This is a genomic window from Lysobacter olei (assembly GCF_054777355.1).
The window spans coordinates 294,202-316,827 of the sequence record NZ_BAAHAT010000005.1 but is presented as its reverse complement, the minus strand read 5'-3'; the positions used below and the strand labels follow the sequence as shown (position 1 = coordinate 316,827).

At 66.8% G+C, this 22,626-nt stretch carries 17 protein-coding genes; 5 read left to right on the top strand and 12 right to left on the bottom strand.

Going from position 1 to position 22,626, the window contains the following annotated elements; translation table 11 throughout:
- Positions 1 to 18 precede the first annotated feature (18 nt).
- Positions 19 to 1,428, bottom strand: coding sequence for a hypothetical protein (locus ACYVBS_RS09805; protein WP_460823358.1), 1,410 nt, complete (start codon positions 1,426 to 1,428; stop codon positions 19 to 21).
- A 31-nt stretch (positions 1,429 to 1,459) separates the two neighbouring features.
- On the opposite strand from ACYVBS_RS09805, the gene ACYVBS_RS09800 reads away from it, so the two are divergent.
- A complete protein-coding gene (locus ACYVBS_RS09800) occupies positions 1,460 to 2,980 on the top strand; it encodes a thymidine phosphorylase family protein (protein ID WP_460823357.1) in 1,521 nt (506 codons plus the stop codon).
- Positions 2,977 to 3,918 (top strand): ribose-phosphate diphosphokinase, encoded by a 942-nt coding sequence (locus tag ACYVBS_RS09795; RefSeq protein ID WP_460823355.1) that lies wholly within the window; start codon positions 2,977 to 2,979, stop codon positions 3,916 to 3,918. The genes ACYVBS_RS09800 and ACYVBS_RS09795 overlap by 4 nt, the downstream gene beginning before the upstream one ends.
- A gap of 50 nt (positions 3,919 to 3,968) precedes the next feature.
- Here ACYVBS_RS09795 and ACYVBS_RS09790 read toward each other — a convergent pair whose 3' ends face one another.
- The 9 genes from ACYVBS_RS09790 to ACYVBS_RS09750 form a co-directional block, all read right to left on the bottom strand.
- The gene (locus ACYVBS_RS09790; RefSeq protein ID WP_460823354.1) at positions 3,969 to 5,219 is read right to left on the bottom strand and encodes an MFS transporter; all 1,251 of its coding nucleotides are present in this window, start codon (positions 5,217 to 5,219) and stop codon (positions 3,969 to 3,971) included.
- A gap of 72 nt (positions 5,220 to 5,291) precedes the next feature.
- Complete coding sequence (locus ACYVBS_RS09785; RefSeq protein WP_460823353.1) at positions 5,292 to 5,642, bottom strand: DsrE/DsrF/TusD sulfur relay family protein; 351 nt, start codon at positions 5,640 to 5,642, stop codon at positions 5,292 to 5,294.
- 36 nt (positions 5,643 to 5,678) lie between these two features.
- Complete coding sequence (locus ACYVBS_RS09780; RefSeq protein WP_460823352.1) at positions 5,679 to 6,575, bottom strand: cation diffusion facilitator family transporter; 897 nt, start codon at positions 6,573 to 6,575, stop codon at positions 5,679 to 5,681.
- A 60-nt stretch (positions 6,576 to 6,635) separates the two neighbouring features.
- Positions 6,636 to 7,259, bottom strand: a complete 624-nt coding sequence (locus ACYVBS_RS09775) for a cation transporter (RefSeq protein ID WP_460823351.1) — start codon at positions 7,257 to 7,259, stop codon at positions 6,636 to 6,638.
- Between the two features lie 14 nt (positions 7,260 to 7,273).
- Positions 7,274 to 8,515, bottom strand: coding sequence for a chromate efflux transporter (gene chrA, locus ACYVBS_RS09770; protein WP_460823350.1), 1,242 nt, complete (start codon positions 8,513 to 8,515; stop codon positions 7,274 to 7,276).
- 115 nt (positions 8,516 to 8,630) lie between these two features.
- Positions 8,631 to 11,813, bottom strand: coding sequence for an efflux RND transporter permease subunit (locus ACYVBS_RS09765; protein WP_460823348.1), 3,183 nt, complete (start codon positions 11,811 to 11,813; stop codon positions 8,631 to 8,633).
- Positions 11,814 to 11,823: 10 nt separating this feature from the next.
- Positions 11,824 to 13,107, bottom strand: a complete 1,284-nt coding sequence (locus ACYVBS_RS09760) for an efflux RND transporter periplasmic adaptor subunit (protein WP_460823347.1) — start codon at positions 13,105 to 13,107, stop codon at positions 11,824 to 11,826.
- Entirely contained in the window at positions 13,104 to 14,399 is a 1,296-nt protein-coding gene (locus ACYVBS_RS09755) for a TolC family protein (RefSeq protein ID WP_460823345.1), read from the bottom strand. Before ACYVBS_RS09755 ends, ACYVBS_RS09760 begins: the two co-directional genes overlap by 4 nt.
- A gap of 60 nt (positions 14,400 to 14,459) precedes the next feature.
- Positions 14,460 to 14,855 carry a hypothetical protein gene (locus tag ACYVBS_RS09750; RefSeq protein WP_460823344.1) on the bottom strand — a complete coding sequence of 132 codons (396 nt, stop codon included), beginning with the start codon at positions 14,853 to 14,855 and terminating at the stop codon, positions 14,460 to 14,462.
- A gap of 131 nt (positions 14,856 to 14,986) precedes the next feature.
- Between ACYVBS_RS09750 and ACYVBS_RS09745 the strand changes: the two genes are divergently transcribed.
- Positions 14,987 to 15,760: an SDR family NAD(P)-dependent oxidoreductase gene (locus ACYVBS_RS09745; protein WP_460823342.1), complete on the top strand. Its 774-nt coding sequence runs from the start codon at positions 14,987 to 14,989 to the stop codon at positions 15,758 to 15,760.
- A gap of 86 nt (positions 15,761 to 15,846) precedes the next feature.
- Here the strand turns inward: ACYVBS_RS09745 and ACYVBS_RS09740 are convergent, their stop codons facing one another.
- Positions 15,847 to 16,692, bottom strand: coding sequence for a universal stress protein (locus ACYVBS_RS09740; RefSeq protein ID WP_460823340.1), 846 nt, complete (start codon positions 16,690 to 16,692; stop codon positions 15,847 to 15,849).
- Positions 16,693 to 16,832: 140 nt separating this feature from the next.
- On the opposite strand from ACYVBS_RS09740, the gene ACYVBS_RS09735 reads away from it, so the two are divergent.
- A complete protein-coding gene (locus ACYVBS_RS09735) occupies positions 16,833 to 19,274 on the top strand; it encodes a DEAD/DEAH box helicase (protein WP_460823338.1) in 2,442 nt (813 codons plus the stop codon).
- The gene (locus ACYVBS_RS09730; protein WP_460823336.1) at positions 19,271 to 20,116 is read left to right on the top strand and encodes a ribonuclease H-like domain-containing protein; all 846 of its coding nucleotides are present in this window, start codon (positions 19,271 to 19,273) and stop codon (positions 20,114 to 20,116) included. The genes ACYVBS_RS09735 and ACYVBS_RS09730 overlap by 4 nt, the downstream gene beginning before the upstream one ends.
- On the opposite strand, the gene ligD is transcribed toward ACYVBS_RS09730, so the two are convergent.
- A complete protein-coding gene (gene ligD, locus ACYVBS_RS09725) occupies positions 20,078 to 22,624 on the bottom strand; it encodes a DNA ligase D (RefSeq protein WP_460823335.1) in 2,547 nt (848 codons plus the stop codon). The genes ACYVBS_RS09730 and ligD overlap by 39 nt on opposite strands.
- Positions 22,625 to 22,626 lie beyond the last annotated feature (2 nt).

The following is a 22,626-nucleotide window of genomic DNA, read 5'->3' as shown; positions in this document are numbered from 1 at the left end:
CGCGCCGCCGGGCGGCCCTCAGCTGACAGCCGTCAGAACGGGAGCGAAGCCGCCACCCGGCGTCCGGAAGTTGGTGGTCTGCCCCTGGTATAGCCGTGCCGCGTACAGCAATGGCGTGCCTTGGTAGGCATAGCAGCGAATGTCGGCTTTGAGCGGTGTGCCATCCGTGCCAATGCGACGCTCGCTGGGGGGCACCAGCACCTGGGCGATATAAGTCCCCGCCGCGATTTCTCCCCAAACACGCCTGGTCAGCTTGTCGCCACGATAGCTGGCCTTGCTTCCGTAGCCTGCAGCCGGTTTGAAGAACAGCTCGCGGCGGCGGGTCCAGAGTTCGTCCCGGTTGCCTGGCGTCACCAGCTCGGTGACGGGGACAACGGACTGCAGCACGTCCCGGATTTCCTTGGTGGCACCAGCGTCCATCAGGAATGCCTCGCTGCCCAGCATCGCCAGGTTCCGCTTGTCGGCATATACCGCGTGTGCCCGTGGATGCGGGCTGAGAGCCACGTGCCCAGACAAATAGGCGTCGCGTAGATGGACGTGTCCTGGCAATTCCAGCGCGAAATCAGTGAGCCGGTTATAGACCATGTCCACCACCGCATCGCCGCATACCAGCTTGCCGTCGCGGTGCGCGAGGTCCTCCGGGGCGCAGATCACTGCCCGAAGGCCGTGGCGCGAGAACAGTTCCTTGAACAGCAGAAACTCCGGGTAAAGGTACTGCGCCTGCGGCGACTCATCCACGATCGCGATCGTCGTGAGCGGGAGCTCACCCCGTTGCAATGCCCACTCGGTCTGGAAAACCTCCACAATTTCCCTTTCCGCCGCTTCGGCGTCGATCGGCGCCGTCACCACCTTGGGCATGCACACCACCTGGGCCTGGCCCATCAGCGTGTTGAGCAGTGCACCACCAGGGTTGGTGTTGATCTCGATCAGCCTTGGACCGGCCGGCGTGAGATGGAAGTCGAGCCCAAGCATGCCTCCCGGCGACCCGGGGTCGTATGCGGCAATGCTCGGGGCCCAGCCCAACACGGTATTTCTCCAGGTGGTCGTCCCCGTAACCGAATCGATGGTGGCCACCGCTTCATCCACCTGACGAAGGTGGTCTCGCGAGACATACACCGGCAACGCGGCGAACAGGTGGGAATGCGTATCGGCAAGGTCCGACGACACGCCATGGGCCTGCAGGACCGACGACAGGGCGCCCTGCAGCACAGCAGGGTCGACCGACACGCAGAAGCAGTATTCGTTGAGGGCGTCCATCGACAGCGGGTTGGCACACCGGCTATCGAAGAACGCGGACGTGGTGGCGGGCTTTGTCATCAACCAAGCGAAGGCAGGTAACTTGCACCACTTTACTCCTGCATGGGCGGCCCGTCGGTAGCCGGCGGGATATTGCGCCAGGTCAATCCCAAGCGGGCTGGATTGCGGCATCCTAGGTAGGTCCCGCCCAACACCCCATCGAATGAACAGCGAAGCCGACCGCATCAAGCTCCGGGTCATCCGTGCCGGCATCGATACCTACCAGCAGCCGGTGGTCTACATGCATCGCGATTGCGAGGTGTGCCTATCGGAAGGCTTTGCCGCCCTGACCCGCGTCAGCATGCGCGTGGACCACCGGGAACTCATCGCCACGCTCAACGTGGTCGTCAGTGACCTGTTGCCGGCCGATGCCGTCGCCCTGTCGGAAGCGGCATGGAACGCCATCCAGCCCGAGCCGGGCGCTATGGCCACCTTCTACCACCCCGAACCGCCCCGCTCGGCCGGCGCATTGCGCGCCAAGGTGTTTGGCCAGCGGCTGGAAGAAGCCGATTACCTGGCGTTGATGCAGGACACGGTGCACCAGCGCCTGTCGGACATCGAACTGGCCGCCTTCGTAACCGCATGCGCCGGTGAGCGCCTGGACCACGGCGAGACCACAGCGTTCACCCGCGCCATGATCGCCGTGGGTGACACGCTCGACTGGGGCGAAGGTCCCGTCCTGGACAAGCATTGTGTCGGAGGGCTTCCCGGCAATCGCACCACACCGCTCGTCGTGGCGATCGTGGCCTCGCTGGGGTACCGCATTCCCAAGACCTCCTCGCGCGCCATCACCTCGCCGGCGGGCACCGCCGACACCATGGAAGTGATGGCGCCCGTGGAACTGGACCTGGCTGCGATGCGCAGCGTGGTCGAACGCGAGGGCGGTTGCGTGGTATGGGGCGGCAACGTTCGCCTCAGCCCGGCCGACGACGTATTGATCCGCGTGGAGCGTCCCCTGGACTTCGACAGCGATGGCCAACTGGTGGCCAGCATCCTATCCAAGAAGGTCGCCGCCGGCTCCAACCACGTGCTGATCGACATGCCGGTCGGCCCGACGGCAAAGGTGCGCTCCGATGCCGCCGCCGACTCGCTCACCGGTCGCCTGGTCGGCACGGCCACCGCATTGGGCCTGCGCGTTGCCGTCAACCGCTCTGACGGTCGCCAGCCGGTGGGGCATGGCATCGGTCCAGCGCTTGAAGCCATGGACGTGCTGAAGGTGCTGCGCTGCGATCCCTACGCACCAGCCGATCTGCGCGAGCGCTCCATCGCCCTGGCGGGCGACCTGCTCGACCTGGTGCCTGGCAACGTGGTTGGCCGCGGCCGGGTGCTGGCCGAGCAGGCGCTGGCCTCTGGGCAGGCGCTGGCCAAGTTCATGGCCATCTGCGAGGCGCAGGGCGGCTTCACCGAACCGCAATTCGCCCCATACCGCGCCGACGTGCTCGCCCCGCGCGATGGCGTGGTCATGGCCATCGACAACCGCCGCTTGTCCAAGGTCGCCAAGCTTGCGGGTGCGCCGGTTTCGGCCGCGGCCGGGCTTGTCTCCCGGTCCCGCATCGGTGATCCAGTGGTTGCGGGTGAGCCGCTGTTCACCGTGTACGCGCAATCCAAGGGCCAGCTGGAATATGCGCTCGACTACACCCGCGCCTGCACGACCATCTTCGATGTTCGCGAGGACGTTGCATGAGCCTTGTCCTGCTGCCCTTCCCTTCCCAGCGCACCTTGGCTGCGCAGATGGCCGAGGTGTTGCGCATGCCAACGCCGGCGACGCGTGAGCTTTCGCCTGTGCGCGTGGGCCGCCTGGACTGGCGGCGCTTTCCGGATGGCGAATCGCTGGTCGCCATCGACGACGAGCTTGCGGGCGCGGACGTGGCCATTGTGGCCAGCCTGCACGACCCCGATGTCATGGCCTTGGCGCTGCGCTTTGCGGCCGATACCGCACGTGAGTTCGGCGCCCGCTCAGTCGGCTTGGTGGCGCCCTACCTTGCCTACATGCGGCAGGACAAGCGTTTCCATGCGGGGGAAGCGGTCAGCGCGCCGCTGTTCGCGCGTTTCATCAGCGAAAGTGTTGACTGGCTGGTCACCGTGGATCCCCACCTGCACCGCATCCATGCGCTGGATGAGGTGTATCGGATTCCCGCCAGGACAGTGGCCGCGGCCCCTGCGGTCGCCGACTGGATCCGGCGTGAGGTCGACCGTCCCATCCTCATCGGGCCGGACAGTGAAAGCGAGCAATGGGTGCGCGACATCGCCGCGCGAGCCGGTGCGCCGTTCCAGGTGCTGGAAAAGCAGCGTCGCGGCGACCGCGACGTAAGCGTGAGCCTGCCCGATGCCGCCGCCGCCGCCCAAGGGCGCACGCCGGTGATCGTGGACGACATCGTCTCTTCCGGGCGCACGGCCATCGAGACGCTGGGACACCTGCATCGGTTGGGCCTCCCGCCGGCCACGTGTGTCGCCATCCATGCCGTGTTCGCCGGCGATGCACATGCGCAGCTGCTCGCCGCGGGCGCTGCGCGGATCGTCAGTACCGATACCATCGCCCATGCCAGTAACGCGATCGGAATGGCACAGCCGCTGGCGGATGCGGTGCTTGCCTTACGTGCGGCCTCCGGCACGACGTCCTAGCCGCAGACGTTCGCGCCGCCTCGTCGTGCGGCGGCCACCGCGGCGCACGACTAGGTTGCTGCGCGCGCCCCCAACGTCTCGCGCATGCGCACCGCCACGACCGTGCCGGAGGCGAACGTGATCAGCGCAACCAGGTAAACCGCCGCGCGCAAGCCGAACAGGTCCGCGGTGACACCCGCCAGGATCGCGCCAACGGCATACCCCAAGTCTCGCCACAGGCGATAGATGCCCACCGCCGATGCCCGCCAACTGGGCTGCGCGACGTCACCGATGGCGGCCAGCAGCGTCGGGTAGACCATCGCCGTACCCAAGCCCAACAGCACCGCCCCGCCGACGAATGCGGGCATCGCCGATCCCCAGGCCGTGACCACAATGCCGACCGCCTGCACCCACATGCCCCAGACAATCAGACCCTTGCGGCCGATGCGGTCCGACAGGGCGCCGGTGACAATCTGGGCAAGCCCCCATACCGCCGGGTAAATCGCGGCGAGTACGCCAATTTGTGCAAGGCTGGCCCCCGCCGCGGCAAACACCAGCGGAAACAGGCCCCACGCCATGCCGTCATTGAGGTTGTTGACCAGCCCGGCTTGGCCGATGCTGGAGAGTTCGCGGTCGGTAAAGCTCACCCGACGGAACAGATGGCCGTGCGCAGGCGCGGCCTGTGGCTGGCCGTGGGCAGCCGACGTCGCCATCTCGTGCGCGACGAAGTGCCGCGTTTCGCGCACCGCCCACATCGACAGCACCAGGCCGATCGCGACGAACGCCACGCCCAGGTAGAACGGCTCTGGACGCAGCCCATATCGGGACGCCACCCAACCTGTGGCCCACGCGCTCAGCGCGACGGCGAAATAGCCGGCAAACTCGTTCAGTCCCATCGCCAGGCCACGCTGTCGCGGCCCCACCAGATCGATCTTCATGATGACCGTGGTGGACCAGGTCAGCCCTTGGCTGATACCCAACAGGACATTGGCGAAGAGCACCCAGCTCCAGTCCGGCGCCCACATCAGCAGGAACGGCACGGGAGCCGCCACCCACCAACCGGCCACCAGCACGTGCTTGCGGCCGTACCGGTCCGACAGCCGCCCGGCCATGTAGTTGGTCAGCGCCTTGGCGATGCCGAACGCCACGATGAACGACAGGACCGCGGCCTTGGCCGCCAGGTGGAACTCCTGCTCGGCCATGGCCGGCAGGATGCTGCGCTCCATCCCCACCATGGAGCCAACGAAGGCGTTGACCAGTACCAGCAGTGCAAACTGGCCGGCGTTCTCGCGGAGTCCAAGCGTTGGCGTGCTTGCGGTCATCGTGTGCTCGTCAGCGCTGCAAGGCAGACCAGTATCGAGGCAATCCCACTACCCTGCCATGCGCCGTGGTACTCAGAACACCAGTACCTTGTCCGCAGCCACGGTCCAGTCCGTCAACTGCGCCAAGGTTGAACGCGAGGCGCCACTGATCATCTCGCCATCGCCCATGCCACGTGCATCCATGCAGGTGCCGCAGAGCGCCACGCACCCGTTGCGCAAGACCTTGCCAAGCATCACGTCCACGTTGTAGAAGCCCGTCGGCACCGTTTGGCCCGCCTTCGCAGCCATCACCGCGTCGCCCATCAGAAACACCTGCACGTACTGGCCTTCGCGCGCGGACAGCGCCCCTGCCAGTCTGAGTGCGTTATACACGCGCTCGCTTCCGTAGGGCGCTTCATTGAGGATGAAGAGCGTGGTGCTCATGCCGGCCATTCCGATTCACAGGGCAACCCGTAACGATCATGCATGGCCATGCTCATTCCCACAAGGCGTCAATTCGAACTGCAGCGTCGTGTGGTGGATGCTGAACTTCTCCTCCAGCGCTTCCGCCAGGCGCTTCCTCAGCTGCTCGCCGTCAACGTCTTTTCCCGCAAGCACGATATGGGCGGTCAGCACCGACTGCTGCGACCCCAGTGACCAGGCGTGCAGGTCATGCACTTCCTGCACGCCGGGATGCGAGGACAACATCGCGCGGATCGCATGCAGCTCCATCCCCGCCGGCACGCCCTGCATCAATACATGCCACGCTTGTCGCAGCAACGTCCAAGTGCGTGGCAAAACCCAGAGGCCGATCAGCACGGCGATGATAGGGTCGGACAGCGTCCAGCCGGTGTAACGCACGATGAGCGCGGCCACCAACACACCGAGCGACCCCAGCATGTCACTCCAGACTTCCAGATAGGCGCCGCGCACGTTCAGGCTGCTGCCGCTCCCGGCCTTGAGCAGCCGCATCGCGATCAAGTTGACCATCAGGCCGATCACCGCGATCACTATCATGCCGGTCGATGAGACGTGGGGCGGCTCACGGAAACGGCCGACCGCTTCCCACAGAATGTAGCCCGCCACCAAGAACAGCAGGCCACCGTTGATCATGGCGCCAATCGCTTCCATGCGGGCATAGCCATAGGTGCGCTTGGCATCCGGCGGCCGCTGACTCAGACGCACCGCAACCAGTGAGATGGCCAACGCGATCACGTCGGTCATCATGTGCGCCGCATCCGACAGCAGCGCCAGGCTGTTGGTGACCAGCCCCCCCACTACCTCCGCGACCAGGAATGCCGCGGTGAGGCCGAATGCCCACCACAGCGGCCTCTCATGCTTGATCTCGCCGGCGCCGTGATTGTGACCTGCCGCCATGGGTCGCCTCCTGTTCTTTATGTGCTGCGATCGTTCGTCCGATGGTGCTGGTTGCCTGCATCACGGCGTGCGGTGCTGCCTCATTGCAGTCCAGGACGTGCGGAGCACGCGCATGGCCGACCGCAGGAACAACACCAGCAGGCCGGCGGCAATCACCAGGTCAGGCCAGCCGGCATCGAACAACCAGACGCCCAGGGCCGCGGCGAGCACCGCGAAACCCTCCCAGACATCATTGCGTGAGCACTCCCACGCAGACGCCATGTTGACGTCCCCGTGTCGATGCGGCGTGAGCTGGCGCAGACAGAGCAGGTTCGCCCCCAGGTTGAGCAGTGCGGCCGCGCCGATGCCCTCAAACAGCGGGACAGCGGGATTCGCCAGCCGCCAGGCGATCTGCGCGGCCACCACCAGTGCCGCCAACAGGATCAGCGCGCCCTTGAACAGCGCGACCTGCGCCTTGGCCTTGGTGCTGGCGCCCACTACGGCCAGGCTGAACGCATAGGTCAACGTATCACCCAAGTTGTCCAGCCCACCGGAGAGCAACGAGGAAGAGCGCGACCACCAGGCCGCGAACACCATCATCACGAACGTCGCCAGGTTGACCAGCAGCACCATCCGGAGCACCTGCTTCTGGCGCGCGCGCAGCCCTTGGACTTCAATCACCTTGTTGCAGCAGTTGTCACCCATTGTCCGCGACCTTGTTACGGGAGCACCTCATCACAAATGCCTGTCAAACCCGCGAGAATCGATGCTCCCACACACCAGAGCACGATCCAGAGTGCCGAGAGGCGCACGACGGCCAGCAGTGCGATTCCGGCCATCGCAATGGCGAAGTCCACGGGGCTGCGGATGCCTTCGGTCCATACCGGGTCATAGAACGCCGCCACCAGCAAGCCGACAACTGCCGCGTTTATTCCGGCCATGGCACTGGCAGCCCAACGCCTTTGCGCCAGCCGCGCCCACACGGGCAACGCAGCGAGCAGCAGCAGGAAGCCGGGCAGGAATATGGCCAGCAGGGCAATCAATGCGCCCACTACGGCATGCGCACCCCATTGCGTTTCGGCTCCCAGGAAGGCCGCCAGCGAGAACATCGGTCCCGGTACCGCCTGTGCGGCGCCGTAGCCGGCAAGGAACGCATCCGGCCCTACCCAGCCCGTATCCACCACGGCCTGTTGCAGCAGCGGCAGCACCACGTGCCCCCCACCGAACACCAGCGCCCCGGCTTGATAAAACGCTGCCGCCAACCCCGCGGCACTCGGCACGTCCGATGATGGCACTGAGAGCGCCGCGATCAGGCCCAGAAGGAACAGCGCCATGAATATCGCGGCAGCGCGACGGCCGTGCCGCACGCGAAACGCAACCAGGGCCGGCGTCACGACGCCCCGGCATAGGCGAGTACCCAGAAGCCCGCCCAGCGCAATCGCGAGCAGTTGCACCCAGGCATTCCCGGTCAGCACGATCAACGCCATGGCACCCGCTGCGATCAAGGCACGAGGCGTGTCAAACGCGAGCTGTCTGGCCATGCCGAACAAACCGTGGGCCACCACCACCACCGCGACGAGCTTCAGCCCGTGCACCATGGCCGCGCCAATGCCATCTCCAAGGCGTGGCGCCAACGCCGCAAACCCGAACATCAACAGGGCAGACGGCAACGTGAAAGCGACGAACGCCGCCAAGGCACCGCGCCAGCCCCCGCGGAGCAGGCCAAGGGCAAACCCCATCTGGCTGCTGGCCGGCCCCGGCAGGAACTGACACATCGCCAGCAGTTGGGCGAAGTGCGCTTCATCCAGCCAACCCCGCCGGCGGACGAATTCTTCCCGCAGGTAGCCGATATGCGCGATGGGGCCGCCGAATGAGGTCAGGCCCAGCTTCAGAAATGCGCGGAACACCTCGGCCGCGTTGCCCGTCGGTGACGTGGCGGGGACGGCATCTGCTTCTGGCATGCGGCGGGCGCTCTCGCGTGTGAAGGAAAGCCGTTCAGCGACTTCATGGCGGCATGAGTATGGCAGGAGCAATCCCGCGGACGAAGGCAGTTGGCCTCCGCCCGCGGTTAGCGCACTAGCCGTGCAACACCTGCTCACGCGATTCGCTGTCGCGATGCAGCCAGCGATATAGCGCCGGCAGCACCAGCAACGTGAGCAAGGTCGAGGACACGATGCCGCCGATCACCACCGTGGCCAGCGGACGCTGCACCTCCGAACCGGCGCCCACGTTGAACGCCATCGGCAGGAAGCCGAGTGAGGCCACCAGCGCGGTCATCAGCACCGGCCGCAGACGACCAAGCGCGCCATCGACGATCGCGGTCTCCAGCGGGTCACCCTGCTCGCGCAGTTTGCGGATGAACGCGATCATCACCAGGCCGTTGAGTACCGCCACGCCCGACAGCGCGATGAAGCCGACGCCCGCGGAGATCGACAACGGAATGCCACGCAGCGCCAGCGCGATCACGCCGCCGGTGAGTGCCAAGGGGACGCCACTGAACACGATCACCGCATCCTTGGCCGAGCCGAACGCCCAGAACAACAGGGCGAAGATGATCGCCAGCGTGACCGGCACCACCAGCGAAAGCCGTTGGCTGGCCGAGATCAGCTGCTCGAACGTGCCGCCATAGTCGATCCAGTAGCCCGACGGCACCTTGACCCCCGCATCCACGCGCTGCTGCAGGTCGGCCACGAAACCTCCCAGGTCGCGGCCGCGGACGTTGGCGGTGACCACCACGCGACGCTTGCCGTTCTCGCGGTTGATCTGGTTTGGCCCGAGCGTGGTTGCGATCTTCGCGACCTCGCGCAGCGGCACGGTCTGTGGCGTTCCCGACATCCATGCGGCGGCCCGGCTGGACTCGTCAGCGTTGCCCGCACCGTCCAGCGGAATGGGCAGATCGGCGAGTGCCGCCGGATCCTGGCGCAGGTGTTCGGGCAAGCGGATGACGATGTCGAATCGCCGGTCGCCCTCGAACAGCTGGCCGGCCACTTCGCCACCGACGGCCGTGGCGACCGTGTCCTGAACCACGCCCGGGTTAAGCCCGTAACGCACCAGTGCAGTGCGGTCCGGGGTCACCGTCAACAGCGGGAGGCCGGTCGACTGCTCCAGCTTGACGTCCGCCGCGCCCGGCACACCCTTGGCAATCGCTTCGATCTGCTGCCCCACCTCGACCAACTGATCCAGGTCATCGCCGTACAATTTGATCGCAACGTCGGCACGCACACCTGAGATCAATTCGTTCATGCGCATCTGAATGGGCTGCGTGAACTCGTAGTTGTTGCCGGGCAGTTGCTTGACCGCCTTTTCGATCTCGGCGATGAGTTCCGCCTTCGATTTGCGGGGGTCAGGCCATTGGTCGCGCGGCTTCAGCATCAGGAAGGTGTCGGCCACCGAGGGCGGCATCGGGTCGGTGGCCACTTCGGCCGTGCCGAGCTTGCCGAACACACGGTCCACCTCTGGGAACTGCTTGATCCGGGCCTCCAGCGTGGCCTGCATGCTAATGGCCTGGTCCAGGCTGGTGCCGGGAATGCGCAGCGCGTGCATCGCGATGTCGCCTTCGTCCAGGCTTGGCACGAATTCCGAGCCCAACCGGGTGGCCAGCAGGCCACACAGCGCGACGCCGGCCAGCGCGCCGCCGATCACCAAAGGACGCCGCCGGAGGGCCCATGCCAACGCGGGTGCGTAGGCCTTGCGTGCCCACTGCATCACCCGGGTGTCCTTCTCCTCCACCTTGCCACGCAGGAACATTGCAATGGCGGCCGGCACGAAGGTCAGCGATAGGATCATCGCGCCGGTCAGCGCCAGCACCACGGTGATAGCCATCGGGTGGAACATTTTCCCTTCCACGCCGGTGAGCGCGAAGATCGGCAAGTACACGGCGGTGATGATGCTCAGGCCGAACAGGCTGGGCCGGATGACTTCGGCAGTAGCTTCGGCGGTAGTTTCCAGCCGCTCCTCATCGGTCAGCAGGCGCCCGAGGCGGTGCTGCAATTCGCCAAACCGGCGCAGGCAGTTCTCGATGATGATGACCGCGCCGTCGACGATCAGGCCGAAGTCCAGCGCACCCAGGCTCATCAGGTTGCCGGATACGCCGCCACGCACCATGCCGGTCATGGTGAACAGCATCGCCAGCGGAATCACCGCCGCGGTGATCAGCGCGGCCCGGAAGTTGCCCAGCAGCAGGAACAGCACTGCAATGACCAGCAGTGCACCTTCGATCAGGTTCTTGGCCACGGTCTTGATGGTGCGGTCCACCAGCGAGGTGCGGTCATACACCGGGTTGGCCGACACGCCGGACGGCAGGCGCTTGTTGGCCTCGGCCAGCTTTGTCGCCGCCGCCTGGGCCACGTCGCGGCTGTTGGAGCCGATCAGCATGAACACCGTGCCCAGCACGACCTCGCGGCCGTTCTGCGTGGCCGCGCCGTTGCGCAGTTCTGGCCCCTCGCCCACCTGCGCCACGTCGCGCACTCGGATCGGCACGCCATCGCGCCGGTCCAGCACGATGTCGCGGATGCCCTCCAGGTCGGCCACCTGCCCCGGCGCCCGCACCAGGAACTGCTGGCCGTTGCGTTCGATGTAGCCGGCGCCGACGTTCTGGTTGTTGGCGGCGACGGCGCGCACCACGTCATGCAGGGTGAAGCCAAGCGCCACCAGCCGCGCCGGATCCGGCGTGATGTGGATCTGCCGCGCGAAACCGCCGATGGTGTTGACCTCCGTTACCCCGGGCGTGGTGCGCAGCTGGGGCCGCACCACCCAGTCCTGCAGCGTGCGCAGGTCGGTGGCGGTCCACGGCGTGCCGTCCGTTTTCCTGGCATCGGGCTTGGACTCCACGGTGTACATGAAGATCTCGCCCATGCCCGTGGCAATGGGGCCCATCTCGGGCTCCAGCCCCACCGGCAACTGCGATCTGGACTGTTGCAGGCGTTCGGCTACCTGCTGGCGCGCGAAGTACAGGTCTGTGCCGTCCTTGAACACCACGGTGACCTGCGACAGGCCATAGCGGGAGATGGAGCGTGTGTAATCCAGCCCGGGCAACCCTGCCATTGCGGTTTCCACGGTGAAGGTCACGCGCTGTTCGGATTCCAGCGGCGAGTACCCGGGCGCCTCAGTGTTGATCTGCACCTGGACGTTGGTAATGTCAGGGGTGGCATCGATGGGCAGCTTCGTGAAGCTCCAGGCCCCGATGCCGATGAGTGCCAGCGTCAACGCCAGCATCAGCCATCGGTGGCCGATGGCGAATCGGATTATCTTCTCAAGCATGGTGGCGGCCTCAGTGATCGTGAGAAGCGCCGGACTTTTCGATGTCCGCCTTCACCAGATAGCTCTGCTCGACCACCACCTGGTCGCCGCCCTTCAACCCGGAGAGGATTTCCACACGCTGTGCATCACGCTTGCCCAGTTCCACCGGCCGCACCTCGTAGGTGTCGCCCACGCGGATGAACACCACGTCCCAGTCGCGGAAGGTCTGCAGGGCCGCCAGCGGTACGACCATGGCGGCCTGCTGCTGCTCCACGGTGATCCGCGCCTTGACCGCCGAGCCCGGGCGCCACATGCCATCGTTGTTGATGATGGTGGCGCGGGCCACGGTGCTCTGGCTGGCCGTGGCAGTGCCGGGCAGTACGCGCTCCAGCGTGGTTTCGGCCGTGGCGCCGTCGCTCAGGCGGGTCACGGTGACGGGCACACCGGCAGTGATGTGCTGCGCGTCCGCACCAAACACGTGCAGGTCCACCCACAACGAGGACAGGTCGGCCACTTCAAACAACGGCGTCGACTCGCTGGCCACCGTGCCGACGGCCGCATTGCGGGCCAGCACCACGCCGCTGATTGGCGAGGTCACGTTGTAGTTGGTCAGGCTGATGTTGCTCTCGACCACGGCCAGCACCTGGCCCGCGCGTACGCGGTCGCCGGCATTGACGGCGAGGCGGCGTACCGGCCCCGGGAAGCGCGCCGCCACCTTGGCCACCCGGCCTTCCATGGGCGTCAGCAGACCCTGCACTTCATGCTCGTCGGCGATCACGCCCGGGCCGGCAGGCGCCACGCGGATGCCGGCGTCCTGCGCCACCTTGGGGTCGATCGTGGTGCGCCCCTCGTAACTGTCGTACGCCCAGCGCACAGTCTTGTCCTGGATGTTGGCCACTACCTCGACATCGAACGAGTGCGGTTCGCCGACGATACTGCTGGCCATCAGGCTGCCGTCATCCAACGGTTTCAGGACGTGGTCCTCGGCGATGTTGCCCAGGCGCTTGAGGCGCACTTCGACCGTGCCCGCGGTGGCCGGCAGCGGCTTGCCGTCGCGGTACAGCCACGCCTGGTACTTGGGGGGCGTGCCGTCCTCGGCGATGGCCAACTCGACGGCGTAGTCGCCTTGCTCCAGCAAACGCCCGCCATGCTGGCCCTTGGTGGGGGCTTCGGCCTCGGCGTGTTCGCCGCCTTCCTCTTGGCCGTGCTCGCCACCTTCTTGCTGGCCATGACCAGCTTCGGCCTCGGGTTTGCCACCGCAGGCGGCCAACAGCAGGGTCAGCGCGCAAACCGCGCTCAATTGACGGAGATTCACGGGTTGTTTCCTTGTGCGGGGGCGACGGGGCCGGCGACGAACGCCTGGCCGGTCAAACGCTGGATTTCGATCAGGGCGCGCTGGGCTTCCAGTGTGGCGTCAAGGCGTTGGCGGCGGGCCAGGTTCTGCTCGGCCTGCAACTGCGCCCATTCCAGATAGGTGATGGCACCGGCGCGGTACGCGCGCTCGGCGGCGGTTTCGGCGCGCGCCAGCTTGGGCAGTACGTCGCTCCGCAGGCGCTCGGCCTCGGCCTGGGCCACGCGGTAGCGGCCATGGGCTTCGACCAGCGTGGCGTAGAGCGACAGGCCCTTGGCCTCGCGCTCGATCTCCAGGCTGGCCAACTCGGACTCGGCCGCGCGGATCCCGGGCATGGCGCGGTTACGCGCGCCCAAGGGCATGGACACGCTACCGACCAGCGCCGTGTCGTCACTGGCCTGCAACCGCCGCACGCCCACTTGCCAGTCCAGGTCCGGGGTTGCATCCGCGCGGGCCAACTGCAGCCGGGCCTCGCGGATGCGGCGCTCGTCAGCAAACTGGGCAAGCTCCGGCGTGCCGTCCAGCAGCGCGGCGAGTGCCGTCGCGTCCTCGATGGCGGGCAATGCAGTCGGATCGGTGTCCACGACCGCGAATGAGGGCTCGCGCTCGCCCCACATTGCCGCCAGATGCTGGCGTGCCGCGCGCTCGGCATGGTCACTACGGGCCAGCTCCAGCTCCGCGCGGGCAAGCGCGGCCTGTGCCGTCAACACCACCGACTCGGGCGATGCGCCGGCCTGCAAACGATGGCGTGCAGCGGCCACGGTACGCTGCCGTTGGGCAATATCAGCCTTGGCAATGCCGCGCTGCTGGCGGGCGGCGACCACGGCCAGGTAGCGGCGGGCAACTTCCGCCAGCAGGTCCAGGCGACGTGTTTCGCGCTCCACTGCCAAGGCGTCGATGCGGCTCTGCGCCAGAGTGCGGCGGGCATCGAGCTTGCCGCCACGCTCCAGCACCGAGGCCAGCGTGAGGGTCAGTTCCGCACCCTGCAGGCCACTGGTATCGCCGGTGCCGAAGGCGTTCTCAACCGATGCACCAGCGACCAGCGCCGGCCGTAACAGTGCACGGTCGCGTTCGGCCGCCAGAACGTCGCCGCGAGCGGCGAACAGGCGCAGATCAGGGTGGGAGGCGGCGACGCGTGCAATGGCGTCGTCCAGGGTCAGGCGGGGGTCTACCGCCAGGGGGGCCGCAGTCGCCGTGGGCCCAGCCACGGCAACGAGCACGACCCACGCGGCCAAGGCCGCGAGTCGCAAATGCATGGGGATATTCTCCGGGAATCCAGCAAAAAAGACGGCATGCCGGCAGCCGCCGGCCGAACGTCAGGCCAGGATCGGAGGTCGGAAAGGCGTGGCGGCCGGTGATGGCACGATCGAGCGCGTCATGGCCACAGGCAGCGCGGCAGGCGTCACCTGGGTCGCCAACTGGGGCGGCTCGCTGCCTTGCAGCCCAACCGGGTGCCCGCAGCAATGCGCATAGTGCAGCAGCAGATGCGCCGGGTCCTGAGTGTCGCGGTTTTCGGAGTCCGTCTCGCCCTCGCCTGGCGAATGCGGCGCGAAATGGTCTGAATGGCCAGGCGCGGAGTCGGCATGCACCGCGAACTCGTGCAGCTCGCCCATGGCGCCAAATACCTGCTGCGCCGCCCCCCCGAGTACGAACAACACCAGCACGAGCATGCGAAGCGTTACAAGCAGGCGTTGGCGATGGGGGCGAGCCATCGGGTAAGGGTACCTGATTCGGCTGACTCGGGGTAATCCGGCCAGACGCCGTCCAATCTGACGACGATCAAGTCGCGACTGCTTGCAAGGCGCCAGCATGGCATCCTTCTGTCCGACCTGGAGCGCCCAATATGAACCGAGTCCAAGGCAAGACCTGCATCGTCACCGGCGGCGCCGTCGGCATCGGCCACGCCTGCGTGTCCCGCCTGGCAGAGGAAGGCGCGGCAGTGGCCATTTTCGACCGGCTCGACGCCGAGGGCGAGACCTTGGCCAACGCCATCAACCATGCGGGCGGCAAGGCACGCTATTGGCACGTGGATGTCACCCGGGAGGCCGACGTGGCCAAGGCCGTCACGGAGGTCGCTGATCATTTCGGCAGCGTTGACGTGCTGGTCAACAATGCCGGCATTTCAGGCAGCACCAAGCTGACCCACGAGATCAGCGAAGAGGAATGGGACCTCGTGCAGGCAGTCAACGTGAAAGGCGTGCTGTTCTGCACCAAGCACGCTCTGCCGCACATGAAGCGTGCGGGCGCGGGCAGCATCATCAACCTGTCGTCCATCTACGGTCTGGTGGGCGCGCCGGACGTCCCCGCGTACCACGCGTCCAAAGGCGCGGTGCGGCTGATGAGCAAGACCGACGCGATGATCTACGCGCCCGACCGCATTCGCGTGAACTCCGTCCACCCGGGCTACATCTGGACGCCGATGGTGGAGCATCACCTTCAGGCCAGCGGTGCCACCGACATCGCAGCCGCCCGTGACGAGGTGGGTCGACTGCACCCGCTGGGCCACATGGGCGACGTCGACGACATCGCCTGGGGCGTGGTGTACCTGGCGTCGGACGAGTCCAAGTTCGTGACTGGTTCCGAACTCGTGATCGACGGCGGCTACTCGGCCCGCTGAAGTGCTTGCCCAGCCGACCCAGGCTGGAGCACCAACGAAACGGGGCGCCCGATCGGACGCCCCGTTCCACCTCCCCCACTACCCATTCAATGCGAGAACAGCACCGGCAGGTGCGCGTTCTCGAGCAACTCCCGCGTAGCGCCGCCCAATGCCCATTCCCGGAAGCGGGAATGCCCATAGCCGCCGGCCACGAGCAGGTCCGCGCGGGAGCTGCGAGCCTGTTCCAGCAGCGTCGCCGCCACCGAGCGGGAGCCGCGTTCAAGCTGGACCACATTCGCCTTGAGGCCCTGGCGGGCCAGATGGTTGGCGATATCCGCGCCGGGCTGCTCACCGTCCCCCGATTCGCCGCTGCGCGGGTCCACCACCACCACGTCCACGGTGGCTGCTCGACGCAGCAGCGGCAGTGCGTCACGCAGGGCCCGCGCCGCCTCCGAGGTGGGGCGCCAGGCAACGACCGCGTGGCCGGCCGGGAATCGGGGCTTGGCCGAGGGCGGGATCATCAGCACCGGACCGCCCGATTCCATCAGAAGTTCCCCGAAGAACGGGTGGATCAGGGCCGCGCTGTCCGCGTCGCCTGCTGCCGCGCCGGTGATGATGCTCATGTCGGCATAGCGGGCATTGATGGCGGCGGTACGCGGCGGCTCCACGAACAACGACTCGACCACGCGCACTTCCCCCAGTACGCCAGCGGTCTTCAGCTTGTCGCGCCACTTGGCCGCACGGGTTTCCGATTGGGCGCGCAATTCGTCATACAGGCTGGCCATGGATGCATCGGGCACCATGCCCCACGGACCCGGCACCGGTACCGGAAGGTTGACCAGCTCCAGCAAGGCGAGGTGCGCGTCTTCGGTGGCCGTCAGGTCCAAGGCAGCGGCGACCGCATTGGCGTCTCCGGCCGTTCCAGTCAGGGGCAGGACAATGTCTTTGATCATGACCTAGGTTCCATGGGATGCCCGCATCATTAGCGCGCCAGTCCGGGGGCGATGCGTTGATCGGGATCAATTTCCCTGCGCATCTCACCGGGTGAGACGGGGCCGGCTTACAAACACGGCCAGCCCCGTGGATTTGTCCCATGCCCCGCACCACTGCCCTGCCCGCGCCCACCCCCGTTGATGCCTTTCCCACTACGCCGCGCACCGAGGGGGCGCACGACGGAGGCCGGCTGGCTGCGCGGCTCGGAGCGAAATACGCCAACCGCATCACCGGCACGCTGTTGGTCCCAGGCCGCGAAGGCGACTACGCCCCGCTCCCTGAAGCCCTGCCGCCGGCGCTGGCAGCCGCACTGGCACAACGAGGCGTCAACCGGCTGTACCGTCACCAGGCCGAGGCATGGGAGCAGGTGCAGCAGGGCCGGCACGTGGTCATCGCCACCCCCACGGCCTCGGGCAAGAGCCTGTGCTACACCCTGCCGGTGGTGACCGCCGCCATGCAGCGGCGGGCGAAGGCGTTGTACCTGTTCCCGACCAAGGCGCTGGCCCAGGATCAGGTGGCGGAGCTGATCGAGCTGTCCAAGGCCGGCGACCTGGGCGTCAAGGCCGCCACCTTCGACGGGGATACCCCGGGCGACCAGCGCCAAGCAATTCGCCTGAGCGGCGACATCGTGGTCAGCAACCCGGACATGCTCCACCAGGGCATCCTGCCCCACCACACCAAGTGGGCGCAGTTCTTCGAGAACCTGCAGTACGTGGTGATCGACGAGATCCACAGCTACCGCGGCGTGTTCGGCTCGCACCTCGCGAATGTCCTGCGAAGGCTCAAGCGCGTGTGTGCGTTCTACGGGGTCAGCCCGCAGTTCATCCTGTGCTCGGCCACCATCGGCAACCCGCAGGCGCACGCGGAAGCCCTGGTCGAGGACGATGTGCACGCCATCACCCAGTCCGGTGCGCCCAGCGGCGACAAGCATGTGCTGCTGTGGAATCCGCCCGTGGTCAACCCGGACCTGGGCCTGCGCGCCTCCGCGCGCTCGCAGAGCAACCGCATTGCGCGCATGGCCATCAAGGCCCGACTCAAGACGCTGGTCTTTGCCCAATCGCGGACCATGGTCGAGGTGCTGACCAAGTACCTCAAGGACGTCTTTGACCACGACCCGCGCAAGCCCGCGCGCATCCGTGCCTACCGTGGCGGCTACCTGCCCACCGAACGCCGCGAGGCCGAGCGCGCCATGCGCGACGGCCGCGTCGACGGCATCGTGTCCACGTCCGCGCTGGAGCTGGGCGTGGACATCGGCAGCCTGGATGTCGTGGTGCTCAATGGCTACCCCGGCAGCGTCGCGGCCACCTGGCAGCGGTTCGGTCGCGCCGGTCGCCGGCAGCAGCCCTCGCTGGGCGTGCTGGTGGCCAGTTCCGATCCACTGGACCAGTACATCGTGCGTATTCCCGAGTTTTTTGGCGCACACCCCCCAGAGCACGCGCGTATCGCGGCCGACCAGCCGGTGATCCTGCTGGACCACATCCGCTGCGCCGCGTTCGAACTGCCTTTTTTGAAGGGCGAGCATTTTGGGGGCCGCGACGGTGCGGTCGACCCACAGGTGTATCTGGAACTGCTGGCCGAGGACGGCGTCATCCACGGAGAAGGCGATCGCTGGGAGTGGATTGCCGACAGTTACCCGGCCAATGCCGTTAGTCTGCGCTCGGTGGCCGATGGCAACTTCGTGGTGGTTGACCGCACCGATGGCCGCCAGACCATCATTGCCGAAGTGGACTACAGCTCCGCGCCGCTGATGCTGTACGAAGGCGCCATCCACATGGTCCAGTCCACGCCCTATCAGGTGGAGCGGTTGGACTGGGAGGGCCGCAAGGCCTACGTCACCCGGACCTTTGTCGACTACTACACCGACGCCATCGACTACACCAAGTTGAAGGTGCTCGAGCGCTTTGAGGGCGGCAAGGCCGGCGAAGGCAGCAGCCACCACGGTGAAGTGCACGTGGTGCGGCGCGTGGCCGGCTACAAGAAGATCCGCTACTACACCCACGAGAACATCGGCTACGGCCCGGTCAACCTGCCCGACCAGGAAATGCACACCACCTCCGTCTGGTGGCAACTGCCGCAGGCGGTGCTGGAAGCGCGCTTTGCCTCTCGGCAGGAGGCCTTGGATGGTTTCCTGGGGGCAGCATATGCGCTACATGTGGTCGCGAAGGTGGCAGTCATGGCCGATGCGGCCGACCTGCAGAAAGCCGTGGGCAGCGGCGATGGTGCTTGGTTTGTCAGTGGTGACGGACGCGGTCGTGGCCAGTTGCGCGGACTGGACGGCGGGCTCACGTCGCCCGACGCCCACGACGCCTTCACGCCTACCGTTTACCTGTACGACAACTACCCGGGCGGCGTGGGCCTGAGTGAGCCACTGTGGCGGCGCCAACGTGAGCTGGTAGCACGGGCACGGGAACTGGTGCAGGGCTGCGACTGCCGCGCCGGTTGCCCTGCATGCGTCGGGCCCGTACTGGCCGCGGATGAGGCGCTGGCGGCCACGCCCAAACGGCTGACCCTGAACGTGCTTGACGGGTTGGCCTGCGCATGAGCATCAGCCTGGCGAAGCTGCAGCAGCTCAAGCGCCAAAGCGGGCAACAGGGTCGCACGACTATGGCACCGCCTCCTCCGGTTACTCCGGCGGCACCGCACGTGGATGCGGAGGCATCGCTTGAACGGCTGCGGATGCTGCTGCGCGTGCGTACGCCACGCATCGGGCGCATCCATGGACATCACGATCGCGACGTGCCCGGGACGGAGATCGCTTCCGGCGTGCGTCTGGTCGAGACCATCCAACCCTGCGACGCCCCCTCCGAATGGCTCGACGGCACCTTCGACCGCAAGGACGCGCTGCGCGCCCGCGACCTGCTCTTTTTCGACACCGAGACCACGGGGCTGGCGGGCGGCACCGGCACCCGCGCCTTCATGATCGGGGCCGCCGACTGGGTGGAGGCCGGCCTGCGCGTGCGCCAGCTCTACCTCACCACCATGGCGGGCGAAGCGGACATGCTGGATGCATTCGCCACGTGGCTGACGCCGGCCACGACGTTGGTCAGCTACAACGGAAAATGTTACGACGCCCCATTGCTGGCCACGCGCTACCGCTTGGCACGGCGGCACAATCCGCTGGCCGCGTTGCAGCACGTGGATCTGCTGTTTCCCAGCCGACGACGCTGGCGTGGCGTGTGGGAGAACTGCCGGCTCGCCACCATCGAGCGCGAAGTGCTGCGGGTGGTACGCGAGGACGACCTGCCCGGTGCCGAGGCGCCCGCCGCCTGGCTGGAATACCTGCGCGGCGGCTCCGCCGACAAACTACGACGCGTAGCGGCGCACAACCATCAGGATGTGGTGTCGCTATCGCGGCTGGTGGGTGTTCTTGCCAGTGTTGCGTAGCGCCACACGCTCCATCACCGCTTCGAGCCCCTGCGCCGTGCTGCGGAAATCCCCCCACGGGTGCGCCTTCAACCGTGCCATCCGCATGGGCGCGGTTTTCAGGGAGTAGGCGTCCCCGCCCTTGACGCGGCCCAGCTCTTCCCAGCGCAATGGCATGGCCACGGGGGCCCCGTCGCGCGCGCGCAACGAAAACGACGCCACGCTCGTCGCGCCACGGCCATTGCGCAGGTAGTCGATGAAGATCCGGCCCTTGCGGAATTTCTTCGTGGCCGTTGCCACGAAAGCCAGCGGGTCGGCAGCCACCATCGACTCGGCAAACGCCTGCGCAAAGGCCTTCACCGGCTTCCAGGCGCTCGTGGGCTTGAGAGGCACGAACACATGCAGCCCTTTGCCGCCCGACGTGCGCACGTAGGAAGCCAGACCCAATCCGCGCAGGCGGCTGCGCACCTGCCGCGCAGCCGCCACCACCTGCGACCAAGGCACGTCCGGTCCGGGGTCCAGATCAAACACGATGCTGTCGGCACGGTCGGAGGCGCTGGCCATAGCGCCCCAGGGATGGAACTCCAGGGCATTGAATTGCACCAGTTCTAGCAAGCCGGCCGCGTCTTCCACCACCAGGTAGTCGGCGCGGCTGCCGCCCTCCTCCTTCAGCGAGACGGTCCGCACGTGCGCCATGCCGGCGGTGTGGTGTTTCTGGAAGAAGCACGGACGACCAGCGCCCTGTGGGCAACGCACCACCGACAACGGGCGTCCCTGGATCTCCGGGAGCAACCACTGCGCCATGCTGCGGTAATACTGGAACACCTGGGCTTTGGTCACGCCCACGTCGGGATAGACCACGCGCTCGGGGCTGGTCAGCTCGATGGGCGGCGGTGCGGATTTCCGTCGGTCCGGCCTCGCCGTCGCGGAGGCCGTACGTTCCCGCGCCGGCGTGCCGTTCGTCCGCAGGTCCTCTGCGCTCTTGTCGCGGCGGATGGTCTTGAACACAGGCTGGCGTAACAGCCCTTGGTTGCCACGGCCTTGGTGGAAGACCTCCGCAACCTGCGCGGGCGCTACCCACACCGCATTGCCCAGTTCCGGATCGCTCACGTCAACATGGACCGTCGGCTTCTTGCGCGCTGAGCGGGAAAGCCGTTTGGACAACATCACCAACTGCTCATGGCTGATGCCGGTTCCGACCCGGCCGGCATAGCGCCACCCGTGCGCGTCATCCGGCGAGGCCAGCAACAAGGCCCCCAGCCCCTCACGACTGCCCTTGGGCAGGGTATAGCCCACCACGGCGAACTCGTCGGATTGACGTTGCTTGATTTTGCGCCAGGTGTCGCCGCGTCCTGCGTGGTACGGCGCGTCGGTCCGTTTGGAAATGACGCCTTCCAGTCGGCGCTCCAGCGCCATGGCAAGCGCTTCCTCGCCACGGCCGATGACGTGGGAGCTGTAGGCCAGTCGCGCCGGCGGGTGCTTCAGGATTTCCTCCAACAGGAGCTTGCGCTGGTATTGCGGGCTGCGCGACACGTCTACGCCATCGACCTGCAGCACATCGAACAGGACATAAGTCAGTGTCGCGTTCCTTTCCCCGGACAGCGTGGCCTGCAGCAGTCCGAAGTCCTCCTGTCGGCCCGCACCTGCAATCAACTCGCCGTCAAACACCGCATCCGCCAAGTCCAGGGTTTGCAGGGCTTCCACGATCTCCGGCAGCTTGTCGGTCCACTCGCGTTCGTTGCGCGACCACAGACGCACCTTGCCGCCACCCATCTGGGCGATCAGGCGATAGCCGTCCCACTTGACCTCGTGCAACCAGTCCTCACCCGCCGGCACCTGCGTGTGGAGTCGTGCCAATTGCGGGGCGCGGAAGCCCGGGCGGTGGTGCCCTGCCCGCGCCCCATCCAGCTTGGCCGCTCGTCGCGCCCATCGATGGGGCGCGGCGGCCTCTTTGAGCGTGCGTGTGGCTCTTCGGGTCGGCCGCGACACCACGGTTCCCGGCGGCGCCGCCCCGTCCTGCAACAGGTCGTCCGCCTCCCGGGGGCCGGCATACGTGTCGTCTTCCTTGAACAGCAGCCATTGGGGCTGACGGGCCGCCTTCTGCGTGCGCACCAGATGCCACCCGCCCTTCAACTTGCCGCCAAACAACTCGAACCGCAGATGCCCTTTGGCCAACTGCGCTTCCGGGTCATCGTCTGTAGTCCATACGCCACGATCAAAGGTCGCGACATGCCCGCCGCCATACTGGCCCTTCGGAATGTCGCCCTCGAAGTCCGCGTAGGCCACGGGGTGGTCCTCCACCTGCGCGGCCAGCCGCTTCACGGTCGGGTCAAAGCTTGGGCCTTTGGGTACCGCCCAGCTCTTCAAGGTATCGCCCACCTGCAGGCGGAAGTCGTAATGACGGTGGCTGGCATGGTGCAGCTGCACCACGAAGATCGGACGCCCACGGGGGGCACGTTGCCGGTCCGCCGAGGGCTCCGGCGTCCGGTCAAACCGACGCTTGCGGCGGTAGTCCTGCAGGCTCCCCATGC